Here is an 18422-nt window from a genome sequence, read left to right as displayed (position 1 = left end):
CCCGCCAACTGGAACCTCACGCTCCGTGCAGCTGTGGTTGACAACGGGCTCAGGGTCACCTCTAATGCCGATACCGGAAGTGGATTCCGGTTCCGATTCGTTGCCGGGGGTGGCGCATTGAGTCTGACCGAGCAGTCAATTGACGACCAACTGTTAAAATTCACCGCGGTCGACCTGGACGAGGTCGTCTCGTCAATCGTCTGGATCGAGTCGCATCCGGTCACCAGCGTGCCCATCGACTCCCTGGTCTTCGAGGACTCGCCCCGGCTGGGCGGCGAGGACCAGGAGCACATCCAAGTCCTCGCCGAAGCCGGCGACATCCTTCCCCCCATCACCGTCCACCGGCCCACGCGCCGGGTCATCGACGGCATCCACCGGGTGCGCGCCGCCCTGCTCAACGGCCGCACCGTCATCAAGGCGCGGGTCCTGGACTGCGACGAGGGAGCCGCCTTCGTCCTGGCGGTCAAGGCCAACGTCACCCACGGCCTGCCCCTGACGCACGCGGACCGCGCCGCCGCCGCCGCCCGCATCATCATGACCCACCCGCAGTGGTCGGACCGCGCCGTGGCCGCGGCCACCGGCCTCTCGGACAAGACCGTCTCGCGCACCCGGGCGCGCGCGGCCACCGCGACCCCCCAGGCGAACGCGCGGCTGGGCCGCGACGGCCGGCTGCGCCCCCTGGACAGCGGCCAAAAACGCCAGCAGGCCGCCGCGATGATCCAGGAGCGGCCCGAGGCGGGGCTGCGCGAGGTCGCCCGCGCCACCGGCCTCTCCCCGGCCACCGTGCGCGACGTGCGCCAGCGCATCGGCCGCGGCGAGGACCCCGTACCCGGCCGCTACCGCCCCGCCTCCGCCGCCCAGACCGACACCCCCCGCGCCCCGCGGCCCCCGCGCGCACCCGGCCATCCCCGCGCCGAGCAGCGCGAGACGGCCGTGGACCGGCGCAAGCTGCTGGCCAAACTCAGCGAAGACCCCTCCCTGCGGCTCAACGAGGCCGGCCGGCGCACCCTGCGCTGGCTGCACCACTGCACCGTGGACGGCGAAGGGCTGGAGAACCTGGGACGCGGCCTGCCCGGCCACTGGGCCCCCGACGTCGCGGACCTGGCCCGCAGCTGCGCCGCGGCCTGGAGCATGTTCGCCGACCAACTCCAGCAGCGCGCCGAGTAGCGCGCCCGGCCCCAGGCCCCCGGCCCCCGGCCCCAGGCCTCCGGGCCCGGGGCCGCCCGGGCGCGCCCGCGCCCGATCCGCCCGGGGCCGACGCGGCGCGGGCGCAGGGCAGTTGGCACCGGCCCGCCCCCCCTTTTCTCCCTGCGCGCTGTGGAGGCGCATCAGCCTCCACAACCGCGGCACGGGCGATACGGTTGCCATCCGCGACAGCCGGATCAGGAGATCGCCCGCGAAGCCACAGACGTACCCAGGAGGCTGCCTGTGTCCCTTCCCCACGACCCCCCCACCGCAGAGCGCACCGGCGTGTGGTTCATCGGCGCACGCGGCTCGGTGGCCACCACCGCCGTCGCCGGGTGCGCCGCGGTCGCCGCCGGGATGCAGCCGGCGACCGGAATGGTCACCGAGACCCCGCCGTTCGCCTCCAGCGCCCTGCCGCCCCTGTCCTGCCTGGTCTTCGGCGGCCACGACACAGCCGGCTGCCCGCTGCCCAAGCGCGCGGAGGAACTGGCCCAGGCAGGAGTGCTGCCGCACGGCCTGCCCGCGGCCGTACGCGCCGAACTGGCCGCCGCCGAGACCGAGATACGCCCCGGCGGACCGCTGCCCGGCGACTCCCGCAGCGACCAGGAACTCATCGACGCCTTCGCGGCCGACATCACCGCCTTCACCCGCACCACCGGCGCCGCCCGCACCGTCGTGGTCAACGTGGCCTCCACCGAGCCGGCCCCCGCCGCCGGGGACGCGCGCCTGCCCGCCAGCTCCCTGTACGCGGCCGCCGCGCTGCGCTCCGGCGCCCCCTACATCAACTTCACCCCCTCCACCGGCCTGCACCACCACGGCCTCCAGGCGCTGGCCCACAGCTCCGGGGTGCCCTACGCGGGCCGCGACGGGAAGACGGGCCAGACCCTCCTGCGGGCCGTGCTCGCGCCCATGTTCCAGCAGCGCGCGCTGGAGGTGCGCGCCTGGTCGGGCACCAACCTCCTGGGCGGCGGCGACGGCGCCTCCCTGGCCGACTCCCGCGCCGCGGCGGCCAAGAACGCCGGCAAGAACCGCGTCCTGGAGGACACCTTGGGCACGCTGCCCCAAGGCGAGGTCCACATCGACGACGTCCCGCAGATGGGCGAGTGGAAGACCGCCTGGGACCACATCGCCTTCGACGGATTCCTGGGCACCCGCATGGTGCTGCAGACCATCTGGCAAGGCTGCGACTCGACGCTGGCCGCCCCCCTGGTCCTGGACCTGGCCCGGCTGCTGGCCCGCTCCCACCAGGCCGGCCTCAGCGGCCCCCGCCCCGAGACGGGCTTCTACTTCAAGGACCCCGACGGCGGCCCCGCCGCGCTCGCCCAGCAGTACGCCGCCCTCCTCGGCTTCGCCGAGCGGCTGCGGGAGGCACCGTGACCCCCGCCCCGGCGGGCAAGGACTCGCCGCTGCGCGCCTGGGCCGAACTCCTGCGCGTCTCCGCCCTCCTGACCGTCCCCGGCGACGCCCTGGCCGGCGCGGCCGCGGCCGGCGCACCGGCCAACCGGCGCACCTGCTGCGCCCTGGGCGCCTCCTTATGCCTCTACGAGGCGGGGATGGCCCTCAACGACTGGGCGGACCGGGCCGAGGACGCCGCGGAGCGCCCCCACCGCCCCCTGCCCTCGGGCCGCATCACCCCCGGCGCGGCCCTGGCGGCGGCGGCCGGGCTGACCGCCGCCGGCCTGGCCTGCGCCTCTGGCGCCGGCCGCCCCGCCCTCGCGCTCGCCACCGCCTTGGCCACCACCGTGTGGGCCTACGACCTGGGCCTGAAACACACCAGGGCCGGCCCCGCCGCGATGGCTGCGGCCCGCTCCTTGGACCTGCTGCTGGGCGCCGCGGCCACCCGCGCGCAGGGCCTGGGCAGCGCGCTGGCCCCGGCCGCCGCCCTGGGCGGCCACACCCTGGCCATCACCTGGGTCTCCCGCCACGAGACGCGAGGGGGCCACCAGGCCGCCCCGCTGGCCGCCCTGGGCACCACCGTGGCCCTGGGCGCCGCCCTGACCGCCCGCCCCTCCACCGCCCCCGGCCCCTCCGCCGCGCCCGGCCTGCCCGCCGCGCCCGCCAGGGGCCGCCTTCGCCGGCTGGCCGCCCCGCCCGCGCTGGCCCGCGCCGCGCTGCCGGCCGCGTACGTGGCCACCGCCGCCAGACCCCTGCTGCACGCCGCGCTCAACCCCTCGCCCCCGCTGACCCAGCGCGCCGTGGGCGGCGGCATCCGCGCCATGATCCCCCTCCAGGCGGCCCTGACCGCCCGCGCCGGCTCCCGCCTGGCGGCCGCCGCCGTGCTGGGCCTGGCCCCCCTGGCCCGCGCCCTGTCCCGGAAGGTGAGCCCGACATGAGCATCCGCCTGGGCTACGGCACCAACGGCCTGGCCGACCTGCGGCTGACCGACGCCCTCGCCCTCCTGGCCGACCTGGGCTACCACGGCGTCGGCCTCACCCTCGACCACATGCACCTCGACCCGCTCGCCCCCGACCTGCCCGCCCGCACCCGGCAGTTGGCCCGCGAGCTGGAGGGCCTGGGCCTCCAGGTCACGGTGGAGACCGGCGCCCGCTACGTCCTGGACCCGCGCCGCAAACACGGCCCCTCCCTGCTGGAGGCCGACCCCGCCGAACGCGCCGCCCGCGCCGGCCTCCTGGCCACCGCCGTGCAGGTGGCCGCCGACCTCGGCGCGCACGCCGTGCACTGCTTCAGCGGCATCCGCCCGCCCCACACCGACCCCCGCACCGCGTGGAAGCGCCTGGCGCACACCCTGGCCCCCCTGCTGGAGACGGCACAGGCCGCCGGTGTCCCGCTCGCGGTCGAACCCGAACCCGGCCACCTGCTGGCCACCCTCGCCGACTTCCACCGCCTGCGCGCCGAACTGGGCGACCCGCCCGCACACGTGCTCGGCCTCACCCTGGACATCGGCCACTGCCAGTGCCTGGAGCCGCTCCCGCCCGCCGAGTGCGTCACCGCCGCCGCCCCCTGGCTGCGGCACGTCCAGATCGAGGACATGCGCCGCGGCGTCCACGAGCACCTCCCCTTCGGCGACGGCGAGATCGACTTCCCGCCCGTCCTGGAAGCCCTGGCCGCCACCGGCTACCGCGGCCTGACCGTCGTCGAACTGCCCCGCCACTCCCACGCCGGCCCCGAACAGGCCCGCGCCTCCATGGAGTTCCTGCGCCCGCACCTGCCCGCCCAAGGAGGACCGGGATGCTGAACCCCCCCGAGGCCACCGCCCCCCTCGGCGAGGCCGCCCGCGCCTGGCTGGACCAGGCCCTCACCGAGGCCGCCGAGGCCGCCCGCCACCGCACCACCCCGCCCCAGACCGACACCGCCCACGCCGCGCCCGTGCCCGCCTGGGAGCTGCGCTTCGCCGCCGCCAAACGCCACTGCGGCAGCGACGTGGCCGCCGAGGCCGCCCGCATCCTGCTGCTGCGCACCGCCCGCACCCCACCGGCCGAGACCGCCCGCCTCTACCACCAGGGCACCGCCGCCGAACGCCGGGCGGTGCTGCTGGCCCTGCCCTTCCTGCCCGTCCCGCCCGCCGCCGGCCTCCCGCTGGTCGAGGACGCCCTGCGCACCAACGACACCCGCCTGCTGGCCGCCGCCGTCGGCCCCTACGCCGCCGCGCACCTGCCCGCCCACCCCTGGCGGCACGCCGTCCTCAAATGCCTCTTCACCGGCGTCCCCCTGCACACCGTCGCCCACCTGGACCAGCGCGCCCGCGGCGACGGCGAACTGGCCCGCATGCTGGCCGACTACGCCGCCGAACGCACCGCGGCAGGCCGCCCTCTGCCCGGCGACCTCCACCACGCACTGGCGCTGACCGCAGCGGCCAAGGAGACCTGATGCGCATCTTCGACCCGCACATCCACATGACCTCCCGCACCACGAGCGACTACGAGGCCATGCACGCCGCGGGTGTGCGCGCCGTGGTGGAGCCCTCCTTCTGGCTGGGCCAGCCCCGCACCTCACCCGCCAGCTTCCTCGACTACTTCGACTCCCTCCTGGGCTGGGAGCCCTTCCGCGCCGCCCAGTACGGCATCACCCACCACTGCACCCTCGCGCTCAACCCCAAAGAGGCCAACGACCCGCGCTGCACCCCCGTCCTGGACGCCCTGCCCCGCTACCTGGCCAAGGACTCCGTGGTCGCCGTCGGCGAGATCGGCTACGACTCGATGACCCCGGCCGAGGACACCGCCTTGGCCGCCCAGCTCCAACTGGCCGCCGACCACCAGCTGCCCGCCCTGGTGCACACCCCCCACCGCGACAAGCTCACCGGGCTGCGCCGCACCCTGGCGGTGGTGGGCGAATCGGCGCTGCCCATCGACCGGGTGCTGCTGGACCACCTCAACGAGACCACCGTGGCCGAGGCCCGCGACTCCGGCGCCTGGCTGGGCTTCTCCGTCTACCCCGACACCAAGATGGACGAGGAGCGCATGGTCGCCCTCCTGCGCCAGTACGGCACCGAGAAGATCCTGGTCAACTCCGCCGCCGACTGGGGCAACAGCGACCCCCTCAAGACCCGCAAGGTCGCCGACGCGATGCTGGCCGCCGGCTTCGGCGACGGGGACGTCGACCAGGTCATGTGGCGCAACCCGGTTGCCTTCTACTCCCTCAGCGACCGCCTCGACCTCCAGCCCGCCCGCACCGCCCCGCTGCACGAGGGGAACTCCATACTCCGCGGCGGAGCGTGACCGCATGCGCTTCCGCCACCCGGACGGCTCCACCGTCCACCTCTCCTACTGCACCAACGTCCACCCCGCCGAAACCCTCGAAGGCGTCCTGGCCCAGCTCGAAGCGCACTGCCGCCCGGTACGCGAACGCCTGGGCATCGGGCGCCTGGGCATCGGCCTGTGGCTGGCCGCCGACGCCGCCCGCTGCCTGCGCGCCGACCCCGCCGCTCTGCGCGCCCTGCGCGAAGCCCTGGCCCGAAACGGCCTCGAGGTGGTCACCCTCAACGGCTTCCCCTACCAGGGCTTCGGCGACAGGGAAGTCAAATACCGCGTCTACCAGCCCGACTGGACCCACCCCGAACGCCTGCGGCACACCCTGGACCTGGCCCACCTGCTGGCCGCCCTGCTGCCCCAGGACGTCACCGAAGGCACCATCTCCACCCTGCCCCTGGCCTGGCGCACCCCCTTCGGTCAGGACGCCGCCCAGCGCACCCACCAGGCGCTGACCACCCTCGTCCGCGGCCTGGACGCCCTCCAGCAGCAGACCGGCACCAGCGTGCGCATCGGCCTGGAACCCGAACCCGGCTGCGTCGTGGAGACCACCGCCGACGCCCTGGCCCCGCTGTCCGCCCTGCAGGGCGACCGCATCGGCCTGTGCCTGGACCTGTGCCACCTGGCCACCTCCTTCGAGGACCCCCGCACCGCGCTCGCCGCCTTGGACCGCGCCCGCATCTCCCTGCCCAAAGCACAGCTCTCCGCCGCCCTGCACGCCGAGGAACCCCACCTGCCCGAAGTACGCGCCGCCCTCGCCGCGTTCGACGAACCCCGCTTCCTGCACCAGACGCGCACCCCCACCGCCACCGGCCTCGCCGGCACCGACGACCTCGCCCAGGCCCTCACCGAGGGCGCCCTGCCCCGCACCGCCCCCTGGCGCGCCCACTTCCACATCCCCCTGCACGCGCCCCCGCCCCCGCCGCTGACCTCCACCCTGGGCGTCCTCACCGACACCCTGGCCCTGCTGGTCGGCGGCCCCACCGCCCGCACCCACCACCTGGAAGTGGAGACCTACACCTGGCAGGCCCTGCCCGACGGCCAGCGCCCCCGCACCCGCGGCCAGCTCGCCGACGGCATCGCCGCCGAACTCACCCTCGCCCGCGACCTGCTGATTGGCCTCGGCCTCAAGGAGCTTCCGTGAACGGCGCCCCCACCCCCCTGCTGGTCCTGGACGTCGTGGGCCTGACCCCCGACCTGCTCACCCACATGCCCCGCCTTGGCGCCCTGGCCGAAGCCGGCTCCCAGGCCACCTTGGAGACCGTCCTGCCCGCGGTCACCTGCGCCGCCCAGTCCACCTTCCTCACCGGCACCCTCCCCGCCGAACACGGCATCGTCGGCAACGGCTGGTACTTCCGGGAACTGGGCGAGGTCCTGCTGTGGCGCCAGCACAACGGTCTGGTGGCCGGCGACAAACTCTGGGACGCCGCCCGCCGCGCCCACCCCGGCTACACCGTCGCCAACATCTGCTGGTGGTACGCCATGGGCGCGGACACCGACTACACCGTCACCCCCCGCCCCGTCTACTACGCCGACGGCCGCAAAGAACCCGACTGCTACACCCGGCCCCCCGCCCTGCACGACGAACTCACCGAAAAACTGGGCACCTTCCCCCTGTTCACCTTCTGGGGCCCCGGCGCAGGCCTCACCTCCAGCCGCTGGATCATCGACGCCACCCGCCACCTGCTGACCACCCGCGCCCCCGACCTGGCCCTGTGCTACCTCCCCCACCTCGACTACGACCTCCAGCGCTACGGCCCCCACGACCCCCGCTCCCACCAGGCCGCCGCCGACCTGGACACCGCCATGGCACCCCTGCTCCAGGACGCCGCCGCCCAGGGCCGCACCGTCGTGGCCCTCTCCGAGTACGGCATCACCGAGGTGCACCGCCCCGTACACCTCAACCGCGCCCTGCGCCGCGCCGGACTCCTGGAGGTCCACACCCAGGACGGCATGGAATACCTCGACCCCATGGCCTCCCGCGCCTTCGCGGTCGCCGACCACCAGCTGGCGCACATCTACGTACGCGACCCTGCCGACCTGCCCGCCACCCGCGCCGCCCTCGCCCAGGTGGAGGGCATCGACCAGCTCCTGGAGGAGAGCGGCAAGAAGGAGCACGGCCTGGACCACCCCCGCTCCGGCGAACTGGTCGCCCTCGCCCAGCCGGACGCCTGGTTCACCTACTACTACTGGCTCCAGGACGACCTCGCCCCCGACTTCGCCCCCCTGGTCGAGATCCACCGCAAACCCGGCTACGACCCGGCCGAACTCTTCATGGACCCCCACGACCCCTACGTCAGACTCAAGGCCGCGAGCGCCCTGGCCCGCAAGAAACTCGGCATGCGCTACCGCATGGCCGTCGTCCCCCTGGACGCCTCACCGGTACGCGGCAGCCACGGCCGCCTGCCCGCCGACGCCCGCACCGGCCCGCTCATCCTGTGCTCCGCACCCCAGGCCCTGCCCCCCGCGATGGCCGCCACCGAGGTCAAATCCCTCCTCCTGCACCTCGCCGGCCTCACCACCTGAAAAAAACACCCCTGGGGGCGGCGCCCGCAGCGCCGCCCCCAGCTCTCACCGTGCCCCGCCCGCGCTCAGCAGGGCCGCGCCTCCACGATCGAGACCGGCGCGGCCGTCTGCACCACCCGCTCCAGCGTGAACCCCGCCGCCGCCAAAAGCTCGCCGTACTGCGCGGGAGTCCGCTCCTTGCCGCCCACCAGCAGCATCAGCATCAAATCGAACAGCTTCGCCGAATGCGGCGCATTGCCCGTGGCCGGCGGCACCATCTCGATCAGCAGAATCCGGCCGTCGGCCGCGATGCCCTCCCGCACGTTCCGCAGGATCTGCAGCGCCTTCTCCTCCGGCCAGTCATGCACGATGTGCTTGAGAATGTAGGCGTCCCCGCCAGGCGGCACCGGATCGAAGAGCCCCCCGTCCACCACCTCGCACCGGTCGGCCACCCCGGCCTCCTCCAGGAACTTCCGCGCACCGTTGCTCTCCACCCGCGGATCGCAGAGAATCCCGCGCGTACCGGCCGCCTTGCCCAGGACACCCGCCAGCAGCCCCCCGTGCCCGCCGCAGAAGTCGACGACGGTCTTGAACCGGGAGAAGTCGTACGCCGCCAGCACCGGCGCCGTCTCGGTATCCGACATGTTGGCCATACCCGCGGTGAACACCGCCCCGTACTCCGGGTTCGCCTCCAGGAATTCGAACGCGCCCATACCGCGCAGCTTCGGCAGACTGGGCTCCCCGGTGCGCACCGAGTCCACCAGATGACTCCAGTCCTCCCAGTGGATGGGATGCCCCATCAGCACGGCGATGTCACGCATCGAGTTCGGCGTGTCCGCACGCAGCGCCTCGGCCATCGGCGTCAGCTTGAACCGGCCGTCCTTCTGCTCGGCGAATATCGAATAACTCGCCAGCAGACGCAGCAGCCGGTAGAGCGCCTCCGGATCGGCCTCGACCTCCCGCGCCAGCTCCTCGGCCGTACGCGGGCCCTCCTTCAGCGCGTCGGCCACCCTCAGTTCGGCCGCGACGTAGATCGCCTGCGTGACCATGGAACCCAAGGACAGCTCGAGCAAGGCGAACGGCGCGGGCGCCATCTGCCGGTTCAGTCGTTGCAGACCCGCCCGCACACCTTCCACGGTGCGGACGACTCGAGGGGGCGGCAATGCGGGCATGCGTTTCCTCCATGGCGATTGCGCGGCTCTATCGGACTTCCCCGTACGGCGAGGGCCGCCAGCTGAAGCAACTGCCCCAATTCCGGCGGCCGGACCGGCACTCACATTTCGCGGACTATGGGGCGGCTGACTCTAGAGGGGCACCCGGACGCGGACAACTCCCCACCAGGGTGCGGCGACAGTGACAGTGGCACATCGGCCAGGACGCCCGGCACACCGAATATTCCCGGCACCCGGATGCGGCCACCAGCCAATTTCCCGGATTGAATCACCCCGGGTCACCGGCGGACAATGAGCGCACACATCCGGCCGCACCCGCGGCACACCCCTGTTCAACCGCGGAAACACCGCAGTCGCACAGCACACCCGAACACCCCGGGCACCAACACCGCGCCGCACCCGGCGAATTCACCGCCCGCCAAGCCGCCGCGCGTGACCTATTCGGCCACGGAGACGGCTGCGCCCCCAGCGTCTATCGTGACGCGGGTTGAGTACCGCTCCCAGGCGGGGGCACGCCACTACGAGGGAGAGTCATGTCAAGATTAAGCAGGTCTTGGTCGGGGGCGATCCTGACAGCGGCGGCCGTGGGCAGCGTCACGGTCACGCTGATACCGGGTCCGGCACAGGCCGCGCCGAAGAAGGAGGCACCCGCTCTCGAGGTCATCGCCAGCGATCTGCACAACCCGCGGGGCATCAGCGTCCAAAAGGACGGCACGATCCTGGTCGCCGAGTCGGGGCTGGGCAAGCCCGGCTGCGCCGCGGGCGAGACCTGTGTCGGACTGACCGGCTCGGTCTACCGCATCAAGGGCGACCGCAAGGGCCGGGTCGTCCAGGGCCTGCCCTCCATGGCCGTGGGCCCCCAGAACCCGCAGCAGCCCGTCTCGGCCACCGGCCCCAACGACGTGGAGTCCGCCGGATGGGGACGCTACCGCGTGCTCAACGGCTTCGGCGGCAACCTCAAGAGCCGCGCCGCGCTGGGCAAGGACGCCCCCACCCTGGGCACCCTCTACACCACCGGATACGGCAAGCACCACAAGGTGATGGGCGACCTGGTCGACCACGAGACCCGCCTCGACCCGGACTGGGTCCTGGGCCGCCCGCCCGGCCGGGAGGAGTCCGCCCACAGCAACCCGTGGCGGTTCGCCAAGGGCAAGTCCGGCTACGTGGCCACCGACGCCGGCGGCAACGACCTGGTCGGCGTCTCCCCCTGGGGCAAGACCACCACCGAGGCGGTCTTCCCCGACGCCCTGGTCGACGCTCCCCCCAGCGGCGCCCAGGCGGCCCCCACCAAGCAGGAGCGTGAACTGCTGGCCTCGATCACCGGGCAGCAGGGCGCGGCGGCCGAAGGCGCCAAGGTCCCCGTCCAGGCCGTGCCCAGCGGCGTGGTGCAGGGCCCGGACGGCGCCTACTACATCGCGGAACTGGGCGCCCTGAAGCCGGGTGCCTCCCGCATCTGGCGCATGGAGCCCGGCCACCGTCCCGAGATCTTCGTCGACGGCCTCACCGCCGTCAGCGACCTGGCCGTGGACGGCAAGGGCAGCCTGATCGCGCTGACGCTCACCGCCGGCTACCGGCCGGACGGCCCGCTGCCCGGCGCGCTCAACCGCATCGACCTGGGCACCAAGAAGGTCACCGAGATCCCGACCGACGGGAAGCTGATGATGTCCACCGGCCTGGGAGTCGGGCCCAAGGGCGAGATCTACGTGACCAACAACTCCACCGGCCCCAAGGGCCAGCTGGTCCGGGTACGCCCCTGACCCGCCACGCCCCCACCCCCTCCCCGCGGCAGCCGGGCGACCGAATGGCCGGTCAAGCGGACAGCTGAACAGCCGCACAGAGCCGGGCAGTTCGACAGCCGTCCAGGGCAGCGGGGGCGGGCGGGCGGGGGGCACCGGGAGCTGAGCGCGAGGGCCCCGCCGGAGACCGCTCCGGCGGGGCCCGCCTCAGTGGTCGAGGGCCCGCAGGTCCACCCACCGCAGCCGCTCGGGATCGGCCCACAGCCGTATCGCAGCGATCCGCGCACGGGTGACGGTGAACCCCATCACCGCGCTGGGCCGCCCCCCGCGCATCGCCACGAGCCCGGCGGCCCCCTCCACCAGCGCCGGCCGCGCCGAGCCCAGGAAAGCGGTGAAGCGCCCGGCCTCCCGCGCCACCGCCCGCGCCCCGCGCACCTCCCGCCCGGCCGCACCCGCCAGCGCCGCGGCGTCCGCCCACAGCACCACGTCGGGGGCCAGCACCGCCAGCAGCGCCCTTGGATCGCCGCCGCGCGCGGCGGCGGCAAAGGCATCGACCACCTCCCGCCCCGCCCCCGCCTTCGCCGCCGCGGGTGCCCACGGCGGTGCCGCGCCCCCGCCGCGGACCCGGTGGCGCGCCCAGCCGGCCAGCCGCTCCGCCTCGGCGGCCGATTCCCCCAGGATCGGGCCGACCTCCTCCAGCGGCATGCCGAACAGGTCGTGCAGGACGAACGCCAGCCGCTGCGGCGCCTCCAGCGTCCCCAGCACCACCAGCAGCGCCAGCGCGACCGAGTCGGCCAGCAACTCCTCCTGCCCCCCGCCCCCCGCCGCCCCGCCACCGGGAAAGCGGGGGCCCTGCCGCTCCCGCAGCCTCTCCAGCGCCACCTTGGCCACCACCGTGGTCAGCCAACCGCCCACGCCCGCCTGGGAATCGGTGCCGCAGCCGGTACGGCGCACGCGCAGCGCGGCCTCCTGGACGGCGTCCTCAGCCGCCTCCAGCGAGCCGAGCATCCGATAGGCCACCGCCCGCAGGTGACTCCGGTTCTCCTCGAAGCGCGCCGCCAGCCAGTCGGCCTCGTCCACGGTCACATTCCTCTCGCGCATTCCGTCATAGCAGTGAGGAACCAAGTCCACCCAAAGGGAGACCCAATGGAAACACGGATGGGCCACCGGCCCGCCGGCGTCGCCCAGCGGGCCCCCGCCGCCCCGCCGCCCCCGCGCGGCGCCGGGGGCCGCTGAGCCCGCGGCCCGTGGCCGCGCACAGAAGTCTGGGGCCGGGTACACCCCCGGCCCGGCCCCAGACCTCCCCCCAAAGGGGCGGGAGAAACGCGGTTGCCGCGCCGCCGGGAGACGTTGGAGGGTGGGGGAGTGGATCAGCTGCGAGAGGCCGTCGACCTGGTCGGTGACGTGCTGGGCCCCGACACCGTGGGGGTCTACCTGCACGGCTCCTCCGTGCAGGGCGGCCTGCGGCCCGCCAGCGACCTGGACCTCTTCGTCCTCACCCGCCGCTCCCTGGACGCCGCGCAGCGCCAGGCCCTCCTGGCGGGCCTGCTGCGCCTCTCCGGATTCGAGGACGGCGCCCGCCCCGTCGAACTCGCGGTGGCCGTCCACCACCACCTGCGCCCCTGGCACTTCCCTGCGACCGCCGACTTCCTGTACGGCGAGTGGCTGCGCGGCCACTTCACCGCCCACGGCCCCCCGCAGCCGCAGCCCATGCCCGATCTGGCCGTCCTGGTCACCATGGTCCTGGCCGGGGACCACCCGCTGAGCGGCCCGCCGCCGGCCCGGGTGCTGGACCCCGTCCCGCACGCGGACGTGCTCCGCGCGTGCACCGACGGCATCCCCGACCTGCTGTCCGACCTGGAGGAGGACACCCGCAACGTCCTCCTGACCCTGGCCCGCATCTGGTCCACCCTGGCCACCGGCCGCATCCGCGCCAAGGACGCCGCCGCCGACTGGGCCCTGCCCCGCCTGGCCCCCCGGCACCGCCCCGCCTTGGAGCACGCCCGGCACCTCTACCTCAACTGCCCCTACTCCCAGGAGAGCTGGAGCAAGGAACTGCGGGCGCAGGTGCCCTCCCACGTCGCGCAGGTCCTCGCGCACATCGAGCAGCTCTCCACCGGGGCCGCACACCCCTGAGAGCTGCCCGGCCGCCCGTGCGGAAGAGCCTGACGGAAACCCCGGCAGAGGGGGGCTGCGGCCCGGCCCGCCGCCGGTGCCCGCCACAGGCGCCCGCGAGCCGAAAGACAGAACGGAACAAGCCGACCGTCTCGACGCACAGTTCGTAGCGCCAGCACACGGCGCAGCCGCGGTCCTCGATGCCCTCCGCCAGGACCGGCGAGGTCACCATGCCGCCGACGGCCTTCCCCGCCACGGCAAGGCCGGCCTGCCCCACCCCCCTCAAAGAGGGGATTGGCTGGGGAAACCGCCGCTGGAAGTGTGATCAACGACCCCGGACCGGGGCTGCCTTCGGAGGGCTGACACATGTCCACACCCACAGCGGCGCAGCAGCTCGCCCCGCACCTGAGCGGCCCGGTGCTGGAGCCCGGTGACCACGGCTACGCCGCCGAGGTCACCGGATTCAACCAGAGCGCGCGCCACCGGCCCGCCACCGCCATAGGCGTACGCGACGCGGCCGAGGTGGCGCGGGCCGTCTCCTACGGAGCCCGCACCGGCACCCCCATGGCCGTGCAGGCGACCGGCCACGGCCCCTGGGCCCCCGCCCACGGCGACGCGCTGCTGATCAACACCCGCCGCATGAACGCGGTGCGCGTCGACCCCGCCACCGGCACCGCACGAGTCCAGGCCGGAGCACTGTGGCACCAGGTCATCGACGCCGCCGCCGCACACGGACTCGCCCCCCTCAACGGCTCCTCCCCCCTGGTCGGGGTGACCGGCTACACCCTGGGCGGCGGCCTGGCACTGCTCTCCCGCGCCTACGGCTTCGCCGCCGACCACGTCACCGCCTTGGAGGTGGTCACCCCCGACGGGCAGGCCCGCCGGGCCACCGCCGAGCACGAGAGCGACCTGTTCTGGGCACTGCGCGGCGGCAAGAGCAACTTCGGCGTGGTCACCGCCCTGGAGTTCCGCCTGTGGCCCCTCACCCGCCTCTACGGCGGCGGCCTCTACTTCCCCGGCACGCACGCCGCCCAGGTCGTGCACGCCTGGCGCCGCTGGACCGCCGGCCTCTCCCCGCGCACCTGCTCCTCCCTGGCACTGCTGCGCATGCCCGACACCCCGCCCTTCCCGCCCTTCTTGCGCGGCAAGCTCGCCGTCCACCTGCGCCTGGCCCACCTGGGACCGGCCGCCGAAGGCGAAACCCTGAGCGCACCGATGCGCCGCAGCGCGCCGGTCCTGGCCGACACGCTCGCCCAGATGCCCTACACCCGCTGCGCCCACATCCACCAGGACCCGCTCTCCCCCCTCTCCTACCACGAGCGCTCGGCCATGCTGCGCACCCTGGACCAGGACGCCGCCGACCACCTGCTGTCCCTGGCGGGCCCCCGGAGCCGGAGCAGCGACCTCGTGGTCGAACTGCGGCACATGGGCGGCGCCCTGAGCCGCCCGCCCCGCGTGCCCAACGCCGTCGACCACCGGGACGCCGCGTACTGCCTGACCACGCTCAGCCCCCCGCACAGCGGCCGCCCCGGCCACCTCGTGGCGCAGATGGCGCGCTGGGGCACAGGCCGCCACTACCTCAACTTCCTCGCCGGCCCCGAGAGCGCCTCGCACACCCAGGCGGGCTACGAGCCGGCCACCTACGCCCGGCTGGCCCGCATCAAGGCCCGCTACGACCCGGACAACCTCTTCCGCTTCCACCACGCCATCCCCCCGGCCCCCGCACCCCGCTGACCCCGCCCCGCCGCGCCCGCCCCGGCGCCCGCACCCCAGTCCGCACACGAGAGGGAAACGAGAGACCGATGACGACCAGCAGCGCGGTGCACCCCCAGCCGCCGACCGCACCCGGCGCGAGCGCCGCGGGCACCGGAGTCCGCCTGGGAGCCCTCTTCGGCCCCGTGATCTTCGGAGTCACCGCCGCCGGCGTCGCGCTGCCCGACGTCGCCGCCGCCATGGACCTCGACTCCGCCCTGGCCGGCTGGGTACTGACCGCCCACGCCCTGGCACTGGGCGTGGGCACCGCCTTCGCCGGACGCCTCTCCCAGCGCTGGGGCGTACGCGCCACACTGCTGGCCGGCTCCCTGCTGCTGGCCGCCGGCGCGCTCCTGTGCCTGATCGCCCCCACCTTCGGCACGCTGATCGCGGGCCGCTTCCTGCAGGCGGCGGGCTCCGGCGCCATCACCTCCAGCGCCCTGACCCTGGCCGCCGCGGCCGACCCCAGGCAACGCCCCCAGATCCTGGGCATCTTCGGAGCCTCCATGGCACTCTTCTCCTCCGGCGCCACCCTGGCCGGCGGCATGGTCACCGACTGGATGCACTGGCGGGTCACCCTCGTACTGCCCTCCCTGTCCTTGCTGGCGGTGCCCTTCTGCCTCAGACTCGCCGCCGCCCGCCCCGGCTCCGGCAAACCCCTGGACCCGCTGGGCGGCATCCTGCTGGGCACCGGCGCCACCAGCCTGCTCCTGCTCATCCAGGCCCCCACCCTCGGCCTGGCCACCCCCCTGGCAGCCGCCCTGGCGGCCCTGCTGCTCCTCTCGGCCGCCGGCCTGGCCGCACACCTGCGCAGGCGCCCCGACGGATTCGTGCCCCGCCACCTGGCCACCGACGCCACCTTCTTGACCGCGGCCGCGGCCGGAGCGGGCGGATACGCCGGGCTGTTCGCCGCGATGTACGCGGTGCCGCAGATCCTGGCCGTGCAGTACGGCTGGAGCGTCCTGATGATCGGGGCCTGGCTCCTGCCGGGCGCCGTGGTGGGCGCGGTCCTCTCCCGGGCCGCCGGCAGACTCACCCACACCAGGGGCGGCAGCGCCCTGCTGGCCGCCTCCGCCCTGGCCTGCGCCCTCCTGCTGGGCCTGGTCGGCCTCCTCCAGGGCGGCATCGCCGTCCTGCTGGCCGGCACCTCCATGGGCATGGCCACCTTCGCGGTCACCCAGGTGGTCACCACCGCCGTGCTCTCCAGCCGCCTGCAACCCCTCCAGCGCGGCGGCGCCATGGGCGTGCTCAACCTCGTCTTCTTCGTCGGCGGCGGCGCCGGCTCCGCCACCGCCGGCACGCTCTCCGCGCACATGTCCCTCACCAGCGCGCTCGCCGCCGTCGCCCTGCTCCCGCTGCTCGCGGGCCTGCTCGCCCTCCGCCTGCCCCCGGCCAGGCCGCAGACCTGACCCACGCACCCCCGCGGCCCCCCGGCGACGGGGGCCGTTCAGCCGAGCGTGTCGGTGAGGGGGACGTGGGCGAGCACCGCGTGGCCGCCGGAGACGCGGCACAGCGCCAGCACCTCCTCGGAGAGCGCGGCACGGCGCACCGGATCACCGCCGTAGTAGCGGGCGACCGCCAGGCAGGAGAGGACCAGCGCGCGCTGCGCCGGGTCCGAGACCTGCGTCAGCGCCCGCTCGAAGACCTCCACCAGGCGGGTGTGGACCTCACCGCACTCCAGCGGCAGCCAGTCCAGCTCGCGGACGGCCGCCACCGCCGCGCCCGCCGCCGGCGACAGATCACGCCCGCCGCCGCCCTCCTGCGCCCCCAACTCCTCCTCCATGGCCTGGATGAACAGCGCGAGCCCCTCGCGCGGGCTCCCCGCCCGGCACAGGGAGGTCCCCAGCCCGATCAGCAGCGGATGCCGGTCGATGTCCTCCTGCTCGGCCAGCTCGGCGGCGCCCAGGGCCTGCCGCCACAGCGCGGCGGCGTCCTCGAAGGCCAGCCGGGCATCGGCGGCGCGGGCCGCCGCGGCGGCGTGCGCCGAGGCGTGGGCGGCGGCGGTGGGGTCGAGTTCGGCGGCCAGCAGCCAGTGCCTGGCCACCTCGGCCGACCGTTCCGCCTTCCCCGCCCACACCCGCGCCGCCGCGGTACCGATGCGCCGGTGCAGCCGCGCCCGCCGCAGCCGCCCGGTGCTCTCGTAGAGCGCCTCTGCGGCCAGCGCGCGGGTGAACCGGAACCAGCCCAGCCGCTGCTGGTCCTCCACGATCAGCCCGGCCTCCACGGCGGTGTCCAAGAACCCCAGCGCCGCCTCCAGTTCGACCGAGGCGGCCTCGGCGACGACCTCGATGTCGAAGTGCCGGCCCGCGACCGCGGCCACCGAGACCACCTCGGCCGCCGCCCGCGGCAGCCGCGCCACCCGCCGCAGCACCACCTCACGCGCCGGCACCGGCGCCGTGTGCGGCTTCTCCAGCCGCTGCGCACTGGTCAGCAGCTTGCTCAGCTCCCGCACGAAGAACGGGTTCCCCTCCGTGCGCTCCCACAGGCCCTGGGCCGTACGCCTGCTCACCTGGCGGCGCAGCACCGCGCTCGCCAGCGTCCGGGCGTCCTGGGTGTCCAGACCGTCCAGCTCGATCCGCGTCACCCCCGCCCGGGCCAGCGCGGCCAGCGTCTCGGCCAGCGCCGCCGCCTCGTCCGAGCGGTAGGAGACCACCAGCAGCAGCCGGCTGGCCGGCACCGACTCGGCGAGATGGGCCAGCAGCCGCAGCGAGGCCGCGTCCGCCCGGTGCAGATGGTCCAGCAGCACCACCAGCGGCGCGTCATGGGAGAGGCCGCTGAGATAGTGGACGACCGCCTCGAAGCGCCGCAGCGTGGCCCCGGCCGCCTCCGCGCCCTGGCCCGCCTGCACGCCGCCCCCCTCCAGCAGCCGGGCCACCTCCTGCGGCACCGCACGCTGCGGGAAGTGGGAGCCTGCCGCCCGCAGCACCTGCTCCCACAGCCACAACGGCGGCGCGGCCACGTGCTCAGGACCCGTACCCCACAGCACCGGCACACCCGCCAGTTTCGAAAAACGCCGCAGCAGACTCGTCTTGCCGATCCCCGACTCCCCGCAGACCGCCACCACCCGCCCCCCGCCACCGGCCGCGCCCAGCGCCTCCACCAGCTGCCGCAGCGCCGCCTGACGGCCGACGAAGACCTCCTCGTCCGCGACCCGCGCGGGCCCGCCCGCCCCCGGACCGCCCGGCGCCCCCGCCACGGGCGGACCCGGGAGCGCACCCGCCCCGCCGACCGCCCCGCCGACCGCCCCGCCG

Annotated in this window: 15 protein-coding genes; 12 read left to right on the top strand and 3 right to left on the bottom strand. The window is 74.8% G+C overall.

Annotated elements, in window-relative coordinates:
- Positions 1-117 precede the first annotated feature (117 nt).
- The 8 genes from H299_RS0123100 (at position 118) to H299_RS0123065 (ending at position 8417) form a co-directional block, all read left to right on the top strand.
- Positions 118-1167: a ParB/RepB/Spo0J family partition protein gene (locus H299_RS0123100; RefSeq protein ID WP_051262757.1), complete on the top strand. Its 1050-nt coding sequence runs from the start codon at positions 118-120 to the stop codon at positions 1165-1167.
- Between the two features lie 261 nt (positions 1168-1428).
- Positions 1429-2562, top strand: coding sequence for an inositol-3-phosphate synthase (locus tag H299_RS0123095; RefSeq protein ID WP_027750337.1), 1134 nt, complete (start codon positions 1429-1431; stop codon positions 2560-2562).
- Positions 2559-3518, top strand: coding sequence for an SCO3242 family prenyltransferase (locus tag H299_RS0123090; protein WP_078512973.1), 960 nt, complete (start codon positions 2559-2561; stop codon positions 3516-3518). Before H299_RS0123095 ends, H299_RS0123090 begins: the two co-directional genes overlap by 4 nt.
- Positions 3515-4381 carry a sugar phosphate isomerase/epimerase family protein gene (locus tag H299_RS35775; protein WP_051262756.1) on the top strand — a complete coding sequence of 289 codons (867 nt, stop codon included), beginning with the start codon at positions 3515-3517 and terminating at the stop codon, positions 4379-4381. Before H299_RS0123090 ends, H299_RS35775 begins: the two co-directional genes overlap by 4 nt.
- A complete protein-coding gene (locus H299_RS0123080) occupies positions 4375-5013 on the top strand; it encodes an EboA domain-containing protein (RefSeq protein ID WP_027750335.1) in 639 nt (212 codons plus the stop codon). Before H299_RS35775 ends, H299_RS0123080 begins: the two co-directional genes overlap by 7 nt.
- On the top strand, positions 5013-5861 hold the full coding sequence (locus H299_RS0123075) for a TatD family hydrolase (protein WP_027750334.1): 849 nt from the start codon (positions 5013-5015) through the stop codon (positions 5859-5861). The genes H299_RS0123080 and H299_RS0123075 overlap by 1 nt, the downstream gene beginning before the upstream one ends.
- A 4-nt stretch (positions 5862-5865) precedes the next feature.
- Positions 5866-7035, top strand: a complete 1170-nt coding sequence (gene eboE, locus H299_RS0123070; protein ID WP_027750333.1) for a metabolite traffic protein EboE — start codon at positions 5866-5868, stop codon at positions 7033-7035.
- Complete coding sequence (locus H299_RS0123065) at positions 7032-8417, top strand: alkaline phosphatase family protein (RefSeq protein WP_027750332.1); 1386 nt, start codon at positions 7032-7034, stop codon at positions 8415-8417. Before eboE ends, H299_RS0123065 begins: the two co-directional genes overlap by 4 nt.
- 65 nt (positions 8418-8482) lie before the next feature.
- Here H299_RS0123065 and H299_RS0123060 read toward each other — a convergent pair whose 3' ends face one another.
- Positions 8483-9568: a methyltransferase gene (locus tag H299_RS0123060; RefSeq protein ID WP_078512972.1), complete on the bottom strand. Its 1086-nt coding sequence runs from the start codon at positions 9566-9568 to the stop codon at positions 8483-8485.
- A gap of 533 nt (positions 9569-10101) precedes the next feature.
- On the opposite strand from H299_RS0123060, the gene H299_RS0123055 reads away from it, so the two are divergent.
- Positions 10102-11325 (top strand): ScyD/ScyE family protein, encoded by a 1224-nt coding sequence (locus H299_RS0123055; protein ID WP_106965852.1) that lies wholly within the window; start codon positions 10102-10104, stop codon positions 11323-11325.
- Positions 11326-11511: 186 nt separating this feature from the next.
- Here H299_RS0123055 and H299_RS0123050 read toward each other — a convergent pair whose 3' ends face one another.
- Positions 11512-12405 (bottom strand): sigma factor, encoded by an 894-nt coding sequence (locus tag H299_RS0123050; RefSeq protein ID WP_199782488.1) that lies wholly within the window; start codon positions 12403-12405, stop codon positions 11512-11514.
- A 264-nt stretch (positions 12406-12669) separates the two neighbouring features.
- Between H299_RS0123050 and H299_RS0123045 the strand changes: the two genes are divergently transcribed.
- The 3 genes from H299_RS0123045 to H299_RS35770 all read left to right on the top strand — a co-directional run bounded on the left by H299_RS0123045 (position 12670) and on the right by H299_RS35770 (position 16580).
- Positions 12670-13440 (top strand): aminoglycoside adenylyltransferase domain-containing protein, encoded by a 771-nt coding sequence (locus H299_RS0123045; RefSeq protein ID WP_027750328.1) that lies wholly within the window; start codon positions 12670-12672, stop codon positions 13438-13440.
- Positions 13441-13785: 345 nt separating this feature from the next.
- The gene (locus H299_RS0123040) at positions 13786-15153 is read left to right on the top strand and encodes an FAD-binding oxidoreductase (protein WP_027750327.1); all 1368 of its coding nucleotides are present in this window, start codon (positions 13786-13788) and stop codon (positions 15151-15153) included.
- Positions 15154-15221: 68 nt separating this feature from the next.
- Positions 15222-16580: an MFS transporter gene (locus H299_RS35770; RefSeq protein ID WP_051262755.1), complete on the top strand. Its 1359-nt coding sequence runs from the start codon at positions 15222-15224 to the stop codon at positions 16578-16580.
- 38 nt (positions 16581-16618) lie between these two features.
- Here H299_RS35770 and H299_RS35765 read toward each other — a convergent pair.
- Positions 16619-18422: ATP-binding protein (locus H299_RS35765; protein WP_158692376.1), on the bottom strand; the 1804-nt coding region annotated here is incomplete at its 5' end.

The sequence above is a fragment of the Streptomyces sp. CNH287 genome (genome assembly GCF_000424825.1).
This window is presented reverse-complemented; position numbering and strand designations above follow the sequence as displayed.

Excerpts from the sequence above, each read along its gene's own strand:
- H299_RS0123060 (WP_078512972.1), bottom strand. The coding sequence starts at position 9,568 with ATGCCCGCATTGCCGCCCCCTCGAGTCGTCCGCACCGTGGAAGGTGTG.
- H299_RS35775 (WP_051262756.1), top strand. The coding sequence starts at position 3,515 with ATGAGCATCCGCCTGGGCTACGGCACCAACGGCCTGGCCGACCTGCGG.
- H299_RS0123080 (WP_027750335.1), top strand. The coding sequence starts at position 4,375 with ATGCTGAACCCCCCCGAGGCCACCGCCCCCCTCGGCGAGGCCGCCCGC.
- H299_RS0123040 (WP_027750327.1), top strand. The coding sequence starts at position 13,786 with ATGTCCACACCCACAGCGGCGCAGCAGCTCGCCCCGCACCTGAGCGGC.
- H299_RS0123055 (WP_106965852.1), top strand. The coding sequence starts at position 10,102 with ATGTCAAGATTAAGCAGGTCTTGGTCGGGGGCGATCCTGACAGCGGCG.
- H299_RS0123050 (WP_199782488.1), bottom strand. The coding sequence starts at position 12,405 with ATGCGCGAGAGGAATGTGACCGTGGACGAGGCCGACTGGCTGGCGGCG.
- H299_RS35770 (WP_051262755.1), top strand. The coding sequence starts at position 15,222 with ATGACGACCAGCAGCGCGGTGCACCCCCAGCCGCCGACCGCACCCGGC.
- eboE (WP_027750333.1), top strand. The coding sequence starts at position 5,866 with ATGCGCTTCCGCCACCCGGACGGCTCCACCGTCCACCTCTCCTACTGC.
- H299_RS0123075 (WP_027750334.1), top strand. The coding sequence starts at position 5,013 with ATGCGCATCTTCGACCCGCACATCCACATGACCTCCCGCACCACGAGC.